Origin of the sequence: Chroococcidiopsis sp. (assembly GCF_051657925.1) — a bacterium.
Taxonomy (GTDB): domain Bacteria; phylum Cyanobacteriota; class Cyanobacteriia; order Cyanobacteriales; family Chroococcidiopsidaceae; genus Chroococcidiopsis.
In genome coordinates this window covers 1-18,756 of sequence record NZ_JBOFLP010000350.1, presented here as the reverse complement: position 1 = coordinate 18,756, position 18,756 = coordinate 1, and the positions used below count along the sequence as shown (strand labels likewise).

General features: G+C 43.2%; 17 protein-coding genes, 1 tRNA gene and 1 pseudogene. 13 read left to right on the top strand and 6 right to left on the bottom strand.

Features of this window, described 5'->3' with window-relative positions:
* Positions 1-20: 20 nt before the first annotated feature.
* The 8 genes from ACRC32_RS27890 to ACRC32_RS27855 all read left to right on the top strand — a co-directional run bounded on the left by ACRC32_RS27890 (position 21) and on the right by ACRC32_RS27855 (position 8,354).
* Entirely contained in the window at positions 21-152 is a 132-nt protein-coding gene (locus tag ACRC32_RS27890) for a hypothetical protein (protein ID WP_438557026.1), read from the top strand.
* A gap of 34 nt (positions 153-186) precedes the next feature.
* The gene (locus ACRC32_RS27885) at positions 187-1,644 is read left to right on the top strand and encodes an ATP-binding protein (protein ID WP_438557025.1); all 1,458 of its coding nucleotides are present in this window, start codon (positions 187-189) and stop codon (positions 1,642-1,644) included.
* A complete protein-coding gene (locus ACRC32_RS27880) occupies positions 1,637-2,311 on the top strand; it encodes a response regulator transcription factor (RefSeq protein ID WP_438557024.1) in 675 nt (224 codons plus the stop codon). Before ACRC32_RS27885 ends, ACRC32_RS27880 begins: the two co-directional genes overlap by 8 nt.
* 84 nt (positions 2,312-2,395) lie before the next feature.
* Complete coding sequence (locus tag ACRC32_RS27875; RefSeq protein WP_438557023.1) at positions 2,396-2,812, top strand: hypothetical protein; 417 nt, start codon at positions 2,396-2,398, stop codon at positions 2,810-2,812.
* Positions 2,813-2,948: 136 nt separating this feature from the next.
* Positions 2,949-4,007, top strand: a complete 1,059-nt coding sequence (locus ACRC32_RS27870; RefSeq protein ID WP_438557022.1) for a glycosyltransferase family 2 protein — start codon at positions 2,949-2,951, stop codon at positions 4,005-4,007.
* Positions 4,007-5,635 (top strand): hypothetical protein, encoded by a 1,629-nt coding sequence (locus ACRC32_RS27865; RefSeq protein WP_438557021.1) that lies wholly within the window; start codon positions 4,007-4,009, stop codon positions 5,633-5,635. Before ACRC32_RS27870 ends, ACRC32_RS27865 begins: the two co-directional genes overlap by 1 nt.
* A 56-nt stretch (positions 5,636-5,691) precedes the next feature.
* Entirely contained in the window at positions 5,692-6,642 is a 951-nt protein-coding gene (locus tag ACRC32_RS27860; protein ID WP_438557020.1) for a lysylphosphatidylglycerol synthase transmembrane domain-containing protein, read from the top strand.
* A gap of 113 nt (positions 6,643-6,755) precedes the next feature.
* Positions 6,756-8,354, top strand: a complete 1,599-nt coding sequence (locus ACRC32_RS27855) for an iron uptake porin (RefSeq protein ID WP_438557019.1) — start codon at positions 6,756-6,758, stop codon at positions 8,352-8,354.
* A gap of 27 nt (positions 8,355-8,381) precedes the next feature.
* Here ACRC32_RS27855 and ACRC32_RS27850 read toward each other — a convergent pair whose 3' ends face one another.
* The gene (locus tag ACRC32_RS27850) at positions 8,382-9,161 is read right to left on the bottom strand and encodes a DUF4336 domain-containing protein (RefSeq protein ID WP_438557018.1); all 780 of its coding nucleotides are present in this window, start codon (positions 9,159-9,161) and stop codon (positions 8,382-8,384) included.
* 94 nt (positions 9,162-9,255) lie between these two features.
* Between ACRC32_RS27850 and ACRC32_RS27845 the strand changes: the two genes are divergently transcribed.
* Positions 9,256-9,894 (top strand): TetR/AcrR family transcriptional regulator, encoded by a 639-nt coding sequence (locus ACRC32_RS27845; RefSeq protein ID WP_106169028.1) that lies wholly within the window; start codon positions 9,256-9,258, stop codon positions 9,892-9,894.
* Positions 9,895-10,158: 264 nt separating this feature from the next.
* Here ACRC32_RS27845 and ACRC32_RS27840 read toward each other — a convergent pair whose 3' ends face one another.
* A complete protein-coding gene (locus ACRC32_RS27840; RefSeq protein ID WP_438557017.1) occupies positions 10,159-12,600 on the bottom strand; it encodes a PhoX family protein in 2,442 nt (813 codons plus the stop codon).
* 589 nt (positions 12,601-13,189) lie between these two features.
* Entirely contained in the window at positions 13,190-13,693 is a 504-nt protein-coding gene (locus ACRC32_RS27835; protein WP_438557016.1) for a hypothetical protein, read from the bottom strand.
* Between the two features lie 179 nt (positions 13,694-13,872).
* Here ACRC32_RS27835 and ACRC32_RS27830 point away from each other — a divergent pair, with 179 nt between their 5' ends.
* A complete protein-coding gene (locus ACRC32_RS27830) occupies positions 13,873-14,313 on the top strand; it encodes a secondary thiamine-phosphate synthase enzyme YjbQ (protein WP_438557015.1) in 441 nt (146 codons plus the stop codon).
* Between the two features lie 36 nt (positions 14,314-14,349).
* On the opposite strand, the gene ACRC32_RS27825 is transcribed toward ACRC32_RS27830, so the two are convergent.
* The gene (locus tag ACRC32_RS27825; protein ID WP_438557014.1) at positions 14,350-15,462 is read right to left on the bottom strand and encodes an AI-2E family transporter; all 1,113 of its coding nucleotides are present in this window, start codon (positions 15,460-15,462) and stop codon (positions 14,350-14,352) included.
* A gap of 145 nt (positions 15,463-15,607) precedes the next feature.
* Here ACRC32_RS27825 and ACRC32_RS27820 point away from each other — a divergent pair, with 145 nt between their 5' ends.
* The gene (locus ACRC32_RS27820; RefSeq protein ID WP_438557013.1) at positions 15,608-15,895 is read left to right on the top strand and encodes a YggT family protein; all 288 of its coding nucleotides are present in this window, start codon (positions 15,608-15,610) and stop codon (positions 15,893-15,895) included.
* A 39-nt stretch (positions 15,896-15,934) separates the two neighbouring features.
* Here ACRC32_RS27820 and accC read toward each other — a convergent pair whose 3' ends face one another.
* Complete coding sequence (gene accC, locus ACRC32_RS27815) at positions 15,935-17,284, bottom strand: acetyl-CoA carboxylase biotin carboxylase subunit (RefSeq protein WP_438557071.1); 1,350 nt, start codon at positions 17,282-17,284, stop codon at positions 15,935-15,937.
* Between the two features lie 311 nt (positions 17,285-17,595).
* Between accC and ACRC32_RS27810 the strand changes: the two genes are divergently transcribed.
* A tRNA-Leu gene (locus tag ACRC32_RS27810) sits at positions 17,596-17,676 on the top strand.
* Between the two features lie 174 nt (positions 17,677-17,850).
* Entirely contained in the window at positions 17,851-18,462 is a 612-nt protein-coding gene (locus ACRC32_RS27805) for a chorismate lyase (RefSeq protein ID WP_438557012.1), read from the top strand.
* A gap of 57 nt (positions 18,463-18,519) precedes the next feature.
* Here ACRC32_RS27805 and ACRC32_RS27800 read toward each other — a convergent pair.
* A pseudogene (locus ACRC32_RS27800) lies at positions 18,520-18,756 on the bottom strand (ABC transporter ATP-binding protein); the annotation flags it as partial.

The following is an 18,756-nucleotide window of genomic DNA, read 5'->3' as shown; positions in this document are numbered from 1 at the left end:
GTCCTTTTTAAGCTGTCAAAATGAAAAACTCCTACTGTGTATGGGTTTTAGAATCTACTCCGACGCAAGTAACACAAGAGGGTTATGGAACTCGATTGGAAATGGTTGCATCAAAAGCTATAGGCACGGTAACTGAGCGATCGGTGAAGTAAATTTGACAACAGCTTTGAAAAGTCAGCAACAGAAGTGTCACTCACAAATCGTTTCGAAAAATCTCGGCAATGGCGGCGGATCTTTTATAGCTTGCGTACCAGCATTTTAATTTGGTATGTCTTGCTATTAACTTTTAGTGCGTTTCTTTCCACGTTGATCGTTCGGCAAGTCTTACTCTCACGCTTGGATGCAAAGCGTGAAAACTCTTTGATGCAGGAAGTTAAGGAGTTTCGAGTTTTAGCTGATGGCATAGACCCCAACACGGGAAAATCTTTTCAAAATGACATCAAAGCTTTGTTTAGAGTCTTTCTCAATCGCAACATTCCCAATGACGACGAGTTTTTGATTGCCATTGTCGAGGGTGAAATCGACCGCTCTAGCCCTAGGGCACTACCAGAACCCTTACAAAAGAATTCAGAGCTAATTCACTATTTTGCTAAATTGACCAAGCCAGAGCAGGGAGCCAGAGAGACGACCGCAGGCACGATCCTTTATCGCGCCGCCCCCATTATTAGAGATGAAACTCACGGTGTCTTTGTGGTAGCTCAAGTGACAGCAGGGGAACGTCAGGAAGTGGATGAGGCAATGGCAGTTATGATTCAGGTCAAAATTTTTGTCATTATTGGGGCAGCTATCCTTGCTTGGTTAGTGGCAGGTAGAACGCTGACTCCTCTACATTTACTGACGGAAACTGCACGCTCGATTCGCGAGTCTGACCTGACTAGCCGCATTCCTGTCAAGGGGTCGGATGAAATTGCCGAACTAGCAACGACTTTTAATGAAATGCTCGATCGCCTCCAAGCTGCTTTCAGCAGCCAACGCAACTTCATTAACGATGCCAGTCACGAACTGCGAACGCCAATAACTATTATTCGCGGTCACTTAGAACTCATGGGCGACGATCCCCAAGAACGAGAGGAAACTGTAGCCTTGGTGACAGACGAATTAGATCGCATGAGTCGTTTTGTTGACGATCTGTTACTCCTCGCTAAGGCGGAGCAACCAAACTTTTTAAAGCTGGAAAGATTAGATCTGACTACCTTGGTAGCAGAAATTTACTCTAAAGCGATCGCCCTATCAACGGAGCGTCACTGGCAGATCGATCGCCATAGTCCAGGGACAATTATTGCCGACCGTCAGCGCCTCACCCAAGCAATGATAAACTTGGCTCAGAATGCCACCCAACACACGACAACGGGAGATACGATCGCTTTAGGCTGTATGCAGAGACACAATTGGGTACGGTTATGGGTGCGCGATACGGGCGAAGGTATTTCTCTGGCAGACCAACAAAGAATTTTTGAACGCTTTGCTCGCACTACCAGAAGTCAAAGGCGTTCTGAAGGTGCTGGCTTAGGCTTGGCAATCGTGCGGGCGATCGCTCAAGCTCACGGTGGCAAAATTGAACTAAGTAGTCGTCCTCATCGCGGCTCTACTTTTACCATCGTACTTCCTGTCGAACTCACATCAGAGATATCATCTCATGAGTAGAATTTTAATCGTCGAAGATGAACCCCGGATTAGCGCATTTATTGAAAAAGGGCTAAAAGCCAATGGCTACACAGTCTCAGTAGTTCGGGATGGCGATGAAGCTTTACTTGTAGCCAATAGCAAAGATTTTGACCTCATGATTCTCGATATAGGGCTACCGCGACAAGACGGTTGGACGATATTATCAACATTGCGCGGTCAAGGAGAATATTTACCAATCGTCATTCTCACTGCTCGCGACGATGTGAATGATAAAGTAGCGGGACTGGAGGGAGGCGCTGATGACTATATGACAAAGCCATTTCGGTTTGAAGAATTGCTGGCACGGGTGCGTTTGCGGTTACGCGACAAAACTCAGAATGTCACGAAGGAGATTGCGGAACTCAAAACAGGTAATCTTGTCCTAGATTTGCGGCTGCGACAAGTCAGAATTGGCGATCGCTCAGTCGAACTCTCTGCTAAGGAATTTACGTTGATCGAAACATTTCTGCGGCATCCCAATCAAGTCCTCAGCCGCGAGCAACTCCTCAGTGCTGTTTGGGGCTACGACTACGATCCTGGTTCTAATATTGTTGATGTTTATGTTGGCTATTTACGCAAAAAAATTAGTTCTCATCTGATTGAAACCGTCCGAGGTATGGGATACCGTTTCGTTAGTCAGCAGTGAACAGTTGTCAGTTGTCAGCTATCAGCGATTGGTTAATTCCGACCTACGACTTCCCGGTTAATCTCATAAACTGTAAATTTAATTATGCGTTTAATTCTTAGCTCGATCGCTGCGATCGCTTTTCTGACATTGCCTACAATTGTGGCAGCGCAATCTACCTCTCCTAACTCAGACAACAATCCTTCTTTTGAACTTCCACGACGCACTCCTAGAAATCCTAGCAGACCTGCCGAACCACCAGCACCACCAGAAGAATATGAAAAGAAAATAGAAGATATTCAAAATTTAGTCAACAGTAATAAGCAGGTAAAAATAATTTGCGCCAACTATATGAACGATATAGAATATCAGTTTCTCAGCAATAAGTTGCAGATTGATACTGGTAATAATAGTTGTGCTTTTACCATTATTAAAGAAGTTATTCAACCGCAACTGGCTGAAGGTAAAATTAGAACCTACGAATATACAGGCGATCGCGAAGGGGTAATTATTACGTTTTAGTTTAATTCTTGAAAAAGTAAGTAGGACTAATGACTAGTGAGTAGTAGCGATCGGAGCTAATAGCTAACCACTCACAAATGACAAATGACAAATGACGAATAACTAAAAAGCTGATGAATCCTGGATCTCATCCCGTATGACCAAGCTAATTATTCAAATTCCTTGTTATAACGAAGCAGAAACGTTAGGAATTACTCTCTCGGCTTTGCCGCGTGAAATACCTGGAATTAGCTGTGTAGAATGGCTAGTAATTGATGATGGCAGTACGGATAAAACACTTACAGTTGCTAAAGATTTTGGGGTCGATCGCATAGTGAGATTGAACCACAATCAAGGACTCGCAAAAGCATTTATGGCAGGAATAGAAGCCTGTCTAATCGCAGGAGCAGATATTATTGTTAATACTGATGCAGATAACCAATATTGTGCTGATGATATTCCTAAATTAATTGCCCCCATTTTATTAGGTAGAGCAGAAATTGTCATTGGCACGCGACCAATTTATAAAATTAAACATTTTTCCCCAACTAAAAAAGTTTTACAAAAATTAGGAAGTTGGGTGGTACGCCTTGCTAGCAACACGGACATTCCCGACGCACCCAGTGGTTTTCGGGCAATTAGTCGAGAAGCAGCAATGCAATTAAATGTATTTAACGAATATACTTATACGCTAGAAACGATCATTCAAGCTGGACAAAAAGGTATTCCGATTACTGCCGTTCCGATTAGAACGAATAAATATCTTAGACCTTCGCGTTTAGTTAAAAACATTCCAACTTACATTCAGCGATCGCTCTTTACAATTTTACGCATTTTCATGACATATCAGCCCCTAAAATTCTTCACAATTTTAGGCAGCATTCCTTTTAGTTTGGGTACATTGCTGGGGATTCGATGGCTGATATTTTTTCTGGATGGCACAACTCGTACTCGTATCCCTAGCTTGATTTTAGCAGCAATTTTAATTATTACTGGCGTACAATTGTGGCTTTTTGGCTTAGTTGCCGATCTTTTAGCAGTCAACCGCAAAGTATTAGAAGAAATTCAATTACGACTACGACGGGCGGATATTGAAGGGAGCAGGGAGCAGGGAGCAGGGAGCAGGGGAGAAAAAACAACACTCAACAGTCAACTGTCTTCACGCAGTGTAGCGCCAGCGTCTACTGTTAACCAACAACAAATGACTAATGACTAATGACTAATAAACACCTTTTTGCTAAAGAAGCGATCGCCCAAATTCCTAAAATTCTAACTCTGATGGATCGTAATGTTCACAGCCCTACTTATGGATGTTGCGATCGCAATTTTTGGCATTACAAAATTATCGATTTTCCGAGCGGGATGGCGCAAGAATTTGTCTTACCTCTCGCTTTAGCATACGATACAGATTTACCAAATAACCCTTTTTATCGCCAAAAAATCGTTCCTCAGTGGGTAGAAGCAGGAATTTTATATGCTGCCCGTAGCGCTCATGCAGATGGTTCCTGTGACGACTATTTTCCCTACGAACGAGCTGCTGGTGCAGCGGCTTTTTCTCTCCTTGCCTGTATTGATAGCTACACCCTATTAAAACTCAATAATCCTATCGCTCTGCAATTTTTTACTAAACGTGCTGATTGGTTGGCAAAACATCATGAAAGTGGTAGACTCACCAATCACCAAGCCTTGATTGTTTTGTGTTTAGAATTACTTTCAAACCTATTACAAACTTCTCAGTGGGATCGGGCAAAAGTTCAGCGCTTAGAACGAGTTTTAGCTTGGCAAAGTAGCGAAGGCTGGTTTCAAGAATATGAAGGTTGCGATCCTGGCTACCATACTTTAACTATTTCTTGTTTAGCGCGAATTTATCAACTTAAACCCGATATTCGTATCAAAGAGGCATTAATCAAAGCGGTTGAATTAGCTACTCAGTTTGTCCATCCTGATGGTTCATACGGGGGAGAATATACTAGTCGTAATACATACAATTTCTTCCCTCATGGTTTTGAATTAGTCGGGCAATGGTTTCCAGATGCTTTAAAAATTAATGATGCCTTTTTAGTTGGATTAGCGAACGGTTTAGCACCTTGTTATAGTGACGACCATATTATCGGACATCATACTTGGAATTACTTGTTGGCTTGGCGCGATTTTGTTCCTCAACGTCCTTTATCTCAATCTCGTCCTACAGGTAGAATTTGGCTACCCGAAGCGAGAATTTTAATAGATCGGCATCAAAGTAGATCTGAACATAAGGGAGACAAAGGGAATAATTATGAATTGTATTTGGCACTGAATAAGGGAGGTACATTTAAGATATTTTGTAACAACCAGTTAATAGCATCAGATACGCAGTTTTCACTTTTGGTTAAGGAAGGTAAAAAAATTAAGAATGCAGTTGGACATTTAGTAGGAAATTATTCGATCGATCTAGAACAAAACAAAATTACAATTCAAGGACAGTTGGGATGGGCGAAACAAAAACAAATGACACCAGCCAACTTAATGATATTACGCATAGTTATGCTGGGCTTCGGACGATTTTTTCCTAATTTGATTCGGAAGCTGTTACAAAAAGTACTGATCGTTGGCAAGAAAGATGCTCCATTCTGGTTTCAACGTCAACTGCTTTGGGAAAATGAGAAATTACACGTAATTGACGAACTAAAAGCTCAGAATTGGAAAAACGTTATAGCTGCTGATATTGGTTGCGATCGCACTTCAATTTATGTTGTTATGAGTCGGACTTTTCAAATCGGTCAATTGCAAACTGAATGGAATTTAACTGAAGAAGTCAAACAACTCGCCCCAGGTGAATCGCTAAAATTAAAACGGTATTTTTAGAAAGTATTGTTGATACATCATCTCTACAAGAAATTGGAGATTTTTTAGTTCTACACATGAAACGAATAATTTCTATTGTATTTAGCTTAATAATTTTAGTAATTATTTACTGGAAAATAGACTTTACTAATCTTGTCGAAGTATTTCAAAACTCAAATATCTCCTGGATGATAATTAGTTTATGCATGGTCGTACCCATAACAACTATTACAGCATGGCGATTGCAGCAACTAGCTCCTAAACAAGCTCAATTAAGCTTTGGAGAAGCAAATAAATTAATTTTAGCTGCTAGCGTACTTAATATGGTCTTACCTTCAAAGATGGGCGATATTGCTAAAGCTTATTTTATGCGGCAGCAAGGGCATTTAACTGGCTCTTTGTCTTTATCTTTAGTAGTTTTTGAGAAAACTTGCGATTTACTATCATTATTATTATGGTGTGTTTTTGGTTTACTTCTTTATCCTGATAAAAATTGGTTATTTTGGCTAATGACAGGAAGTGTGGGAGTAGGTCTAACCCTTGGCTTACTCTTACTCAGTTCTCCTAAATTTGCTCAAATATTTTTTGTCTTAAGTAAAGCAATTGCCACCAAAAAACTTAAAATTAAAATTCAAAAATTGCAATTTTCTTGGGAGGAAATGCATCATTACTTTTGGCGCGATCGCTCCAATTTAGTAAAAATTGCTTTAACGTCTATTTTTATTTGGTTTTTACATCTATTACAGATTTGGTTCTTCATTCTGGCTCTAAAAGCCTGGACACCATTTTTAGCCAATCTCGCTCTCTCTCCATTAGCGATTTTAGCAGGATTATTACCACTGACATTTGCTGGTGTTGGTACTCGCGATGCTGCATTAATTGCGTTCTACCAACCCTATTTTAATGCTCCTACGGCAGCTGCTTTAGGTTTACTTTGCACGTCTCGCTACTTGCTACCCGCAATTGGAGGTTTACCTTTTTTAGGACAATATTTAACGACTATTCGCAATTTTTCTCAAGAGAAGTAAACATGAGATTTTTCTCATCTTAAATTCACAAGTTTGTTACTTTTATAGAGTAGTCTTGCGCCTGTGAAGAAAATTCATGTATATTCTATTGAGTGTTTCTAGTCGCAGGGATTGTGTTACAGATTATTAGCAATAATATTCGTACAAGTATATTTGTATTTAGTGCAACGCTTGCACTTACAAATAGCGTATTTGCCAGCGAATTGAAGCAAGGAAACACAGATTTAGAGCAAGCAAATAACTTATCTTCTAGTTTTAAAGCGATCGCACCTTACGAATCTAACAGCCTCGATCGGATAACGCCTGTTTCCCAACTCGACAATATTAGCGCTCGCGATTGGCAGTGGCAAGTCTTAAAATCTCTCAGCCAAGGCTATAATACGACAATTGAATTTAATGGCGATCGCAGCTTCACACGTTATGAATTTGCCGCTACTTTAGATACTGTCTTAACTGAGATCTCAAAACTAATTGCTACAGGTGACGCTGAACTTCTGAGTCAAACAGACATCACCAAATTGCAAAGATTGCAAACAGAATTTGCGACTGAATTAGCTAGTCTACAAACAAGACGAGTAGAGGGATTAGAAAGTCAAACCCAACAGCTTGAAGCACAACAATTTTCTACGACCACAACTCTCTCAGGTCAAGTCATCTTTGCTGTCAGTGGCGCTGTAGGTGACGAAAAAGCCGATGGTAGTGGTGAAAAAGTAGATAGTAATTTAGTTTTGAGCGATCGCGTGCGACTAACTTTTAATTCTAGTTTTATGGGGGAAGATCGTCTGAGGGTGCGCATACAAGCGAATAACTTCCCAGGAGTTGAAGATGCGGCTGGAACAGCAATGGCGCGGTTGGGATTTGAAGGGGATAGCGAGAATCAGTTTGAGTTAACGCGCATCGAGTACCGCTTTCCCGTTGGCGAACAAACTACAGTTTACGCTGGGGTCTTCGGTAGCGGCATAGATGACTTTGCCGATACAGTCAATACTTTCCTTGATAGTAGCAGTCGGGGGGCAGTATCCCGCTTTAGTAGGCGCAATCCGATATACAGACAAGGTTCGGGTACGGGAGTAGGTGTGGAATACGATTTGACTGAGGAGATTTCTCTGCAACTGGGTTATGTCGCAGAGGATGCTAACGAACCTGAATCTGGAATTGGTGGTAGTGCTTACGGCGCGATCGCGCAATTGTATTTTGAGTATAGCGATCGATTTGAGTTAGGTTTAACTTACGTACATTCCTACAACCAGCTAGATACAGGTACGGGAAGCGCATTAGCCAACGATCCTTTTGATGAAAACAGCGATGCTATCCGAGCAAATTCTTATGGTATTGCTACAACTTGGCAGATTAATCCTAAATTTGCGATCGGTGGATGGATGGGTTTGACAAATGCGACAGCCGCAGATTTACCAGGTAATCCAACCGCAGAGATTTTTAATTATGCTATCACCCTTGCCTTTCCTGACTTAGGTAAAGAGGGTAGCTTAGGTGGAATTATCATCGGTCAACCACCAAAGGTTACTAACAGCGATCTCAGCACAGATTTTCAAGACCGCAATACAGCTTGGCATTTTGAAGCATTCTACCGCTTGCAACTCAGCGAACAAATTTCAATGACTCCAGGTTTCTTAGTTATTATCAATCCCGAACACGATAACAATAACGATACTTTATATGTTGGGACAATTCGTACTACTTTTGAATTCTAATTAAGAGTCCCGATCGTTACTATCGAATTACCAATGAGCTATCTGTAGATTTTTTGTGGATAAAAACTTCTCATATCCCGCTTGTAATTGACGTTTACCGTCGCGTTCAATAATGCTGCCATGAGCCATGATGACTCGATGAAAATCCCAGCAGATAACTTTTTGAATTGACTTTTTTACCTTTTCTTTATCGCGAGAAGCAAGTTTTTCTAATCTGGTTGGTTCTAACTGGCGATCGCCTCCTAAAATTTTGGCAATTAAGCGCGTCTGCCAAGGAAAACTAGCATCAAAATGAAAAGCTGTATCAGTCAAGATCAAAGTTTGGCTTTCTCGATGCCAAAATACAATTTCATTTAATATTCCCGAATTGCCGATACCTATAGTTTGAAATCCGGCAAATAAAAGATATTCAACTTCATCCAAATCGCCGATTTTGCCACATTCGTTGAGGATGCGATCGATCTTTATATCTGGTCTTTTCGAGTCTAAACCTGGAGCAACCCAAATCTCAGCATTAGGATAAATCACCTTGAAGTTAGTGAGAAAAAGATGATGATAGCAATTTGGCGCGATAATTGTGGTGACGTTACCCAGTTCGTTAATTTGCTGGATAGTTATTTCATCAACATCAATGGGAGAAATAATTATGAGTTTGCCATTGTCAAGGCGAATTACTGTCATTCTCGTTCCCACTTCTAGACCTAAAAACTTAAATTGCCGTTCGCCAACCCAGATATTTCGATCGATTTCTCTCAGCATAAGGTTAGGGTGTGGGGTGTACTGAATCCAATAATTATTAATCGCCATTCTAAACGTGAGAAATCCTCATATTTTTATAATCTGAGAAATCCTCACGTTTGTCAATAGAGACAGATAAACCCGACCGTACGATTACTGATACATGACTTCCAGGCATTTACCGCAACAATCCCGTAGCAGAAAAAGATTTGAGCAAATTCTGCAAGCCGCCGCCGCAGTGTTTGCCGAAGTTGGCTATGAAGCAGCTTCTACGGAGGCGATCGCACAACGGGCAAATACTTCTATTGGCTCGCTTTATCGCTTTTTTCCAGACAAATCTGCGGTTTTATACGCCTTGGCAGAGAGATATGCCGAGCAAATGCGGGATTTATTTGTCACTAAGTTCAATTCCTCAACAGTAGATCGACCTCTGGCTCAGGTGGTCAGCGATACAGTCGAAGCGTTTGATGATTTTTTTACGACCGTACCAGGGGCGCAAGCAATTATGTTGCGATCGCGAGTTTCTCCTGAGTTACAGGCGGTGAATCAACGTGCCGATCGCGAAATTGTGGCGCATTTAGAAGCTTTTTTTGCCTTGCGACAACCGCAGATGGAACCAGAGCAACGCCAGCTAGCGGCTTTAGTCAGCGTAGAAATTACTGGAGCCTTACAGCTATTATCCCTTGCCCAAACAGAACGGTTACGACAGCAGATCGTGACTGAAACCAAACACATCTTAATTCGCTATCTTCAACCGCTTTTCCCCGATTGCGATCCGACAAATGAGAAAATTGGAAGCTAACATTAAGGCGATCGCATAACCTAGATAAGCGCGATCGTCCTAATGCTAAACAATCCCATTTAGAACGATCGTGAAGCCATTTGCAAGTTAACTTAAGGAAACTTATCTGACTGAATAAATGAAGAAGTTTTTTATAATTTAGTAACAAAAAAGTAGGGTAAGTATTACCCACCCTACTAATAACTGGTCACTGGCTACAAGTCGTAAGTCGTAAGTTGTAAGATACTACTCCTCTGCTCCCTACTCCCTCCTCCCTGCTCCCTATTAAACAAAGCGATCGCCTTTACCATTTTTACGGCGAATGCCGATTACAGAAGGACGCGGCGGACCATAAAGATCTCCCGCTAAATTGCTGGGCCAATTACTACCGCGTGGTACAGTTCTGTTTTGCGTAAACAGAGTCCCATCCAAGTTCAGCATCTCAATGTCGCGATTTAGACTTTGAGGCGGATTGAAGGGGCAGTTTTCCCCAGGATGTTGTACGCAGATAATTAAGGTATCGCTGACAAAGGTAGGTCCTGTCATTTCGCAGCGCGGGGGGCCATAGGCAAAGGGTAAGATTTGCCCTGCATTCTCACCATCTAGAGGAATGTAGAACAGCCAGTTATTACCGAAAACTCCAATTAAATCGGATGTTTGAACGTTGAGATCGGAGGACGCACCTTCTACCACAGCTCCAACTACTGTATGGTCGATGTTGAGTGGCTTACCAGCCACTCCTTCGCCAAAACCGTTATGAGCGCCAGTGGACATATCCGTGACACCCCAGACGTTATTTTGGCTGTCGAAAGCAAGGTTATCCACGTTAGCAAAACCGTCTCCTGGCTCGGCTCCTGCTTCCCCACCTTTGGCTAAGCGTTCCCAACGGAAAGTTAGACCTGTATTATCGAAGCTGTTTTCAGTAATCTTAAACAGTTCTCCTGAAGGCTGTCCCGCGTTGACATCTTTGCTGTATTTAGAAACAACAAATATACGGGAATCTGGATAACCATCGCTACCTGGCGCACCATCGGTATAAGCGATGAAGACTTCCCTCGAATTGCGAGGATTGATTTCCAAATCTTCAGGACGAGCGGTAGGAGTACCACCGATTAGGTTAGCAGCTAAAAAGGCATCAACTAACACCGCGCCTTGACTGGTATAGAAATCTGAGAGTTTCTTACCTTGGTAGTCTTTTAAAGCCGTAGCTTCATTCTCGGTCGTAATGTTGTACTTCCCACCATCTTTTGTTTGTGCGGCAATGCCGTTGCGTCGCGGTAATGGTAGCAGTGCGTTGCGCGTCGCTTTACCCAAAGCTTTAATTTCCACCGATCCAAGCGTAGAAGGGGAAATGGGATTGGTACTCGCACCAATCTCCAACGGTAGCCATTCACCCGTACCGTCAGGATTGTATCGGGCAACGTAGAGCGTACCCGTCTCAAATAGTTCGCTATTTTTCTTGCCTTCAGGGGATTTGACCTTCCCTGCACTGACAAATTTCCAAGTATGTCCGCCACGGCGATCGTCACCCATATAGGCAACGAGTTTTTTTCCAGACTCCGCCACCATAGTGATATTCTCATGGCGGAAGCGACCGAGAGCAGTATGTTTGCGCGATCGCCATTTGGGATCGGCTGGATCGATCTCGACCATCCAGCCGTATTTTTCCCCTACCATACCGAATTCAGCTCCAGTCGTGCCTTCGGTGTATTCTGTCTGCGTACCGTTAGGCAGAACTGCTTCTGTAACTCCGACGAAGAACTCTTCACTAGCTTGGAAGTTCTCCTCGGCGGACATGATGGTTCCCCAGGGAGTCGTACCACCAGAACAGTTGTGTCCAGTACCGATGATTTTGCTCCCCAATCCATCGGTGTTGACGGCTTCAAATACATCCTTAGCAGCCGTACCCGTACCGATGAGGTAGTTGAGATCGCCTTTCTGGTAGCTTTTTTCGCCCCAGGATGTGACTTCTTTGTAAGCATCAGTGCGATCGCTGTTGATTCCTAAGCCTGACAAGGTGTGAATGCGGCGATTTTTCGGGTCTTTGACAACGCTGTAACGTCCGTCATCACCTTGGCGAATTCTGACAATCGAACCACCCATGTTGTAGAGAAACTCACCTAGCAAGGTGCGGTTTTTCTCGCTAATATTGATTCCTAAATATGGGAAAGATTCGGAGAACCCTGCCAAATCTTCTGGGGTTTCAGGCGCGAGGAAGGAAATTGGGTAGGAAACATATTCGTGGTTCACCCACAAGTAGCCGTCTTTAACAGCAATGCCGTCGTAGTGGATGCCATTACCAATATCGTTCTCTTTTCCCCTAACTTTGGTTCCGTTAATTGCTACGAAGCCAGTGTAGTCGCAGTTGTAACCAAAATAATCGTCTGGATTGGGAAAGACGCGATCGCCCCAGCCAACAATGACGTACCGCTCGTATTCTGGTGGTACGATGACATCATCGTAGACGGTATATTTTGTCAATCTCGCATCTGTCGATGGTTGTAAAACTTGCCCTTTTTCGCTGCCTGCTGGTAAGTAACTAGGCAGTTGTTGATAAATGGGTAACGGATGGGGCAATCGTACAGGGGTGAACGATAAAGCCTCAGCTGCTTGAGCGGCGCTAGAACCAGCACCAAACAATTTATTCTCTAGCACGGGTGAGAAAGCAGCAGCACCAACACCCGCACCGAAGAAAACTAACAGCTGCCTCCGAGTAATTCTAGACATGAAACTCCCTCTTGATTCGGAATCGCCAGATCCTCAAGTTTGAAAACGTCTGTATTGCAATTATTAGTAGAGAGTGCAGAGTGCTATTAGCTCTTGGTTCCTTCAGGTTTCAACGCGATAACTATGCTCGCGCCTTTTCTATTAGCTTATGTATTTTTAATTACAAACATATCAGACAAAAGCTTGGATTGAGCTGTAACCAAAAGACGCGCTCTCGCTTTTTCTCTACTACTAATTATTAAGACAGGGACTTATTTTCAAACAAATATTGTTGCCTCTGTTACGATAATCCCGCAACATTAAGGTGAGTTAATCGCCTGGTTAATACTGAGTCTTTTTTTTACCTTAGCTTCCTCTATTTAACTTTTATAGAGCACAATAAGCAGATATATCTAGTCAGCAATTTGCAAAATTTAGTTTGCTTGCTGAAGGCTATTTTCTCAATTCAGCTAGTAGTTTAAATGTGAGCCTATCGGATATACTTTTCTGTTTAAACCATTTTCTCCGCGCCACCTCTGCGATCGCAACGATAGATCGGTGTGTATAAAAAAATCAAAATTTGCAGAATTACGTACATTTCTTATTGCCATCAGTCATCGCGATAGGCGGGATCGTCTTCTCTTAACCTACGCGCAGTATTTACATTCACGGGAGTACGCTGACTATCGGTTGCAGTTCCGTTTGGCGATGAGGAAAAGCCTAACAAAAGTGCGGAGTTACTGAAGTATCTCGTCCAGTGACTCAACACGGGTTGCGATCGCCAATCGACTCGCGAGACTTTAGTATGGAGTAAAGGGACTTGTTGCCCATTGCGATCGCCTACTACCGTTACAGCGATTTCTGTAACTCTGGGTTGTCGATCGAACTCTTGCTGAATCAACTTGCTAGTCTGTGACTCGGCTTGTTGCATCAAACGAGTAAAAGAAGGCATTCCCTCAGAACTGAGAACGAGATTTAAAGATTTAGGTTGCGCTCTAGCTGGGGTAGAATACCAGCAGCTTACACACATTGTTGCAACTAAAATGATTTTTACTGGAATTGTTTTGACTGGGGCGATCGCTCCAGATAGTCGAAACTGTCGAAAAACACTCATTATCTTGACTAAATCCTTAATCTCTGCATAGTTACGAGGAGGGAAGGAGAAATGCAGACTTTTTCTAAGCTTAGCGATCGCATCATTAATAAGTCAGTAAGCTCGGGTTAATTTTTAGTTATCAGAAGAGAATGAGGAGTGAGCAATCAACAATCAACCATTAGCAATTAGCAATTACCATGCCAATCGTTCATAAATTAATTGAAATTGAAACTACGGCAGGAATTAATATTCACAATATTACGCCAGCAATTGAGAAAATAGTTTTTAATACAGGAATTAGCAACGGTCAAGTTTTAGTATTTTCTCGTCATACTACGACCGCCTTAGCGATTAATGAAGACGAAGAAAGATTACTAGAAGATATCAAAGTTTTTTTGAGCAAATTATTTCCCGAATCAGAACGCTACTTGCATAACGACTTGCACTTAAGAAAAAATATCCCTGAAGATGAGCCGATAAATGCTCACTCGCACCTAATGGCGATGATGCTTAATAATAACGAAATTATTCCAATAGTTGATGGGAGACTTGCATTAGGAACCTATCAATCAGTTTTATTTTTTGAATTAGACGGCGCTCGAAAAAGAACAATTCTGTGTCAAATTTGGGGCGAATAATGAAGGTAGGGTGGGCAATGCCCACCTTAATATAAATCAAAAACTAAGATTATCTTTCCCTTCAGTAGAAGCCGCATCCTCATGCGTGATGGTAATTTTAGCCGCTACAGTAGAACGTCGCAGGTTACGAATTGCATCAATAGTATTTTTAATCGTGCCAGCCAGGGGAACAGCTACAATTGCACCCAAAAAACCACCCATTTCAGCTCCAGTCAAGATGGCAATAAAGATCCAAATTGGATTGAGACCTGTAAAATTGCCCATCAATCTAGGTGCTAGCACGTTATCTTTAATTTGTTGCAACACAATTGCCGCCAAAGCAACTTGCAACCCCAGCAACCAATTTTGCACCATGACTAACAGCGTGACTGTACCAATGCCCAAGCTAGCACCAATAAATGGGATGAGTTCGGCTACGCCAATTAAGAGGGCAAATAGTAGCGCAAATGGCACGTTGAGAACTACGAAAATTGGGGTTAAAGCGGCAAACATGAATAACCCCAGTAATAGTTGAGTCAGAAAGAAATTTTGAAAATTGAGTCGCAAGGAAGCACTAAACGGAAGTCCAATCTCTGGTGGTAGGAAGCTAATGAGACCGCGCCAGAGGCGATCGCCGTAGAGCAGCATGTAAAATGCCAGTACTACCACTAAAATTGTCTCGATTAACCACGACAGCGTACCGAGGGCAACTCCAAATGCCTGTTCTGGTATAGATGGCAAGCGTCTTTCAATCGTATCGTTAACGCGATTGCTAAAACCGCTCAGATCGAGAGGTAACTTTCTTACCCGCGCCCAGCTATCTAGTCTTCCCAACTGTGTTTGAATTGTATTTAACCAATCGGGAATTCTTTGAATCAATTCGATTGTTTGGTCGTAGACCAATGGCACTAGAGTTAGACCGATCGCCACTAACAAGACTAAACTCAAAAATAGAACGACGATAACTGCCTGAGAACGACGAAAGCCAACTCGCTCGAAAAACCGGACTGGGTAGTTGAGTAGAAAAGCTAAAATAGCCGCGATCGTTAGTACGGCGATCGTATGCTGAAAATATTGAAAAGCTTGACTCAATAACCAAATATTCAGAGCAATAACAGGACCGCTCAAACCGTAAATCGCTAAACGCTGCCAAGAGGCTGAACGGCGCATTTCTCACACCACCCACAATAGTTGCTCCACCACTAACCCTCGATTTTAGTGGCAAAATCTATTTAAGTGGTCATTAGTCATTTGTTATTCGTCATTTGTAAATAACAATGACCAATGACCAATGACCAATGACCAATGACAATCCATGACAACTGCTGCGATCGCAAATTTAGTGCTGGGGATCTTTCTCGGCTTGATGATTCTGCTGTTTATCTTCCGTATCGTGCTGACTTGGTTTCCCCAAATCGACCTTAAGCGTTTTCCATATAATCTCATTGCCGTACCAACAGAACCCTTGTTAGTACCGTCGCGAAAACTAGTACCGCCCATTGGTGGCGTGGATATTACCCCCATCATCTGGGTCGGAATTTTTAGCCTGCTGCGAGAAATATTACTAGGTCAGCAAGGACTGCTGATAATGCTGATGCAATAACTTTTGTGTAGAGACGTTACATGTAACGTCTCTGCCGATCTATTTCTTCAACATCACCTGCTCGACAAAATTGGTGTAAACCTCTGCCTTGAGAAACTCTGGAGTATCTAGAATCCGTTGGTGAAAGCCGATAGTCGTCGGTACGCCTGTGAGGGCGAATTCCCGCAAGGCTCGTCGCATTCGCCTAATTGCAGTCGGACGGTCTGGTCCCCAGACGATCAGCTTACCAATCAGAGAATCGTAGTAAGGCGGGATGCGATAATCGGTGTAAACGTGAGAATCCATCCTTACTCCTGGTCCTCCAGGGGCGAGATAGCCACTGATCCGTCCTGGTGCGGGACGAAAATCTCGATCTGGATCTTCAGCATTAATCCGACATTCAATTGCGTGTCCCCGTAATTTTACCTGCTCTTGGGTGAATTGCAGGCTTTCCCCTTGGGCAATGCGGATTTGTTCGGCAATTAAATCAAGTCCTGTAATCATTTCCGTGACGGGATGCTCGACTTGAATCCGCGTATTCATTTCCATGAAGTAAAATTCTCCAGTTTGCGCTAGGAGAAACTCTACCGTCCCCGCACCGATGTAATTAATCGACTTTGCAGCCATTACCGCGGCTGTTCCCATTTTCTCCCGTAATTCGGGGGTTAAGGCAGGGCTGGGAGCTTCTTCTAATAGCTTTTGGTGGCGGCGCTGGATCGAACAGTCCCGTTCGCCCAAGTGGACGATATTGCCGTAGCTATCTGCTAAGATTTGAAACTCAATATGGCGCGGGCGATCGACAAATTTCTCGATATACAGACCAGGGTTGCCAAAGGCGGCTTCTGCTTCTCCTTGAGCCGCTAAAAATAATCGCCCTAAATCTTCATCGCTGCGAACCAGACGCATTCCCCTGCCACCACCGCCAGCAGTGGCTTTAATCATGACTGGGTAACCAATTTGACGCGCGATCGCTCGTGCTTCTTTTTCGTCTCTGACTAACCCATCACTCCCAGGGATGGTGGGGACTCCTGCTGCGATCATAGTTTCCTTCGCTGTGGATTTATCGCCCATAGCTCGAATTGCTTCTGGGGTTGGTCCAATAAAGGCAAGCTGGTGGTCGGCACAAATTTCCGCAAATTTCGCATTTTCCGCTAAAAAGCCATAACCAGGATGGATGGCAGTCGCGTTGCGAGTCAGAGCTGCGGCAATAATACTAGGGACGTTGAGATAACTTTTGCTACTGGGAGCTTCGCCAATACACACCGCTTCATCAGCTAATTGGACGTGGAGCGCGTCGCGGTCTACGGTTGAGTGTACCGCGATCGTCGCAATTCCCATTTCTTCACAAGTACGGAGAATTCTCAGGGCGATTTCCCCTCGGTTAGCAATCAGAATTTTGTCAAAGCGCATCTTCCAGCAAAGGATGTCATAACGAAGTTGGAGGAGCGGGTTTTTTAAAGACACCTGTACAAACACAAATAATTCTTCGGTTAAACCCGCCCGTACAGAAGTTGTAGGGGCGGGTTTTTCGAAGACACCTGTACAAACACAAATAATTCTTCGGTTAAACCCGCCCGTACGCAAGTCAGAAGCGACCTAGCATTGGCGTAGGAGTTTGCAGAATTCGGAATTCGGAATCATTGTCTCACAAGCGATCGCCTCTTTTTTGTTCAACTTTGCTGGTCAAGCTCCACAAGTATGCTAAATTATATATCTGCTAAGCGGATGTGGCGGAATTGGTATACGCGCACGTTTGAGGGGCGTGTGGCTTTGCCTTGCGAGTTCGAGTCTCGCCATCCGCATTTTTCCGTTATCAGTGACAAACGACCAGTTATCAGCACAAGTTAGGGTCAGGAGAAGATAAGTTATGCATTCTTCTCACTCACCACGCACCACGCATCACTCTCCACTGATAACTGAGAACTGTTCTGACTCCTGCTATATTAATAAGAAAATCATGAATTTTTGTAAAGAAATTGACTGCGACTTATAACTTTACAGATAAGCAGGCACTACCCAAGTCTTGGCATCGTCTCTCACCCATCTGGGAAGGCGATGAGAACACTATACAACCAGGCTTGCCTCACAATCGTCTCGCACCAGCTTGGCAGTTACTTTTGTTAGGTGATGGTTCTCCTACACGCCATTTACAATTGCTAACTGGGGAACCCACAGAAGTTGATGTGATTGATATGTCGGTAGTTGGCATGGATTTAGATGATGCACCAAGTATCATTGAAGCCGTACCAGGACCGAGATTGAGGCGACAAGTGTGGCTGCGGAAACAATCAGGACAGCGTTTGGCATATGCTGCATCTTGGTGGGAAGCCAGCCACGTAGATGAATATTTACAAAACCGTTCTTTGCCAATTTGGGCTAGTTTAGCGCGTTTGCGGACTGAGTTATATCGGGATGTCCAAGGAGTTTATTACGGTCACTCAGAGGCGTTAGAAGCAGGATTTCAACACCAGGGACCATTTTGGGGTCGTCACTACTTGTTCTGGCATCATGGAAAGCCGTTGACGCTGATTTATGAGGTGTTTTCGCCTTATTTAACCAAATATCTGGGTTTAACTCAGGTGGATTGAGGTAGTTGCAAACAAGTTGCAAATCGGGTGCGTACGCAAAATACTAGCTACGTATACCTAATGCATACTTTTGTCATATTCAATCTTGCCGTAATCTAATTTTACAATCCGGTCTGGCAAATCGAAATAGCGATCGTCGTGGCTGACGACTACAATTGCCTTGCCTCGGCTTCTCAGTTCTGGTAAAAGTTGGGTATAGAAAATCTTTTTGAATGCTGGATCTTGGTCGGAAGCCCATTCGTCAAACACGTAAATCGCTCGATCTTCCAAGTATGCTGTGAGGAGTGCTAGGCG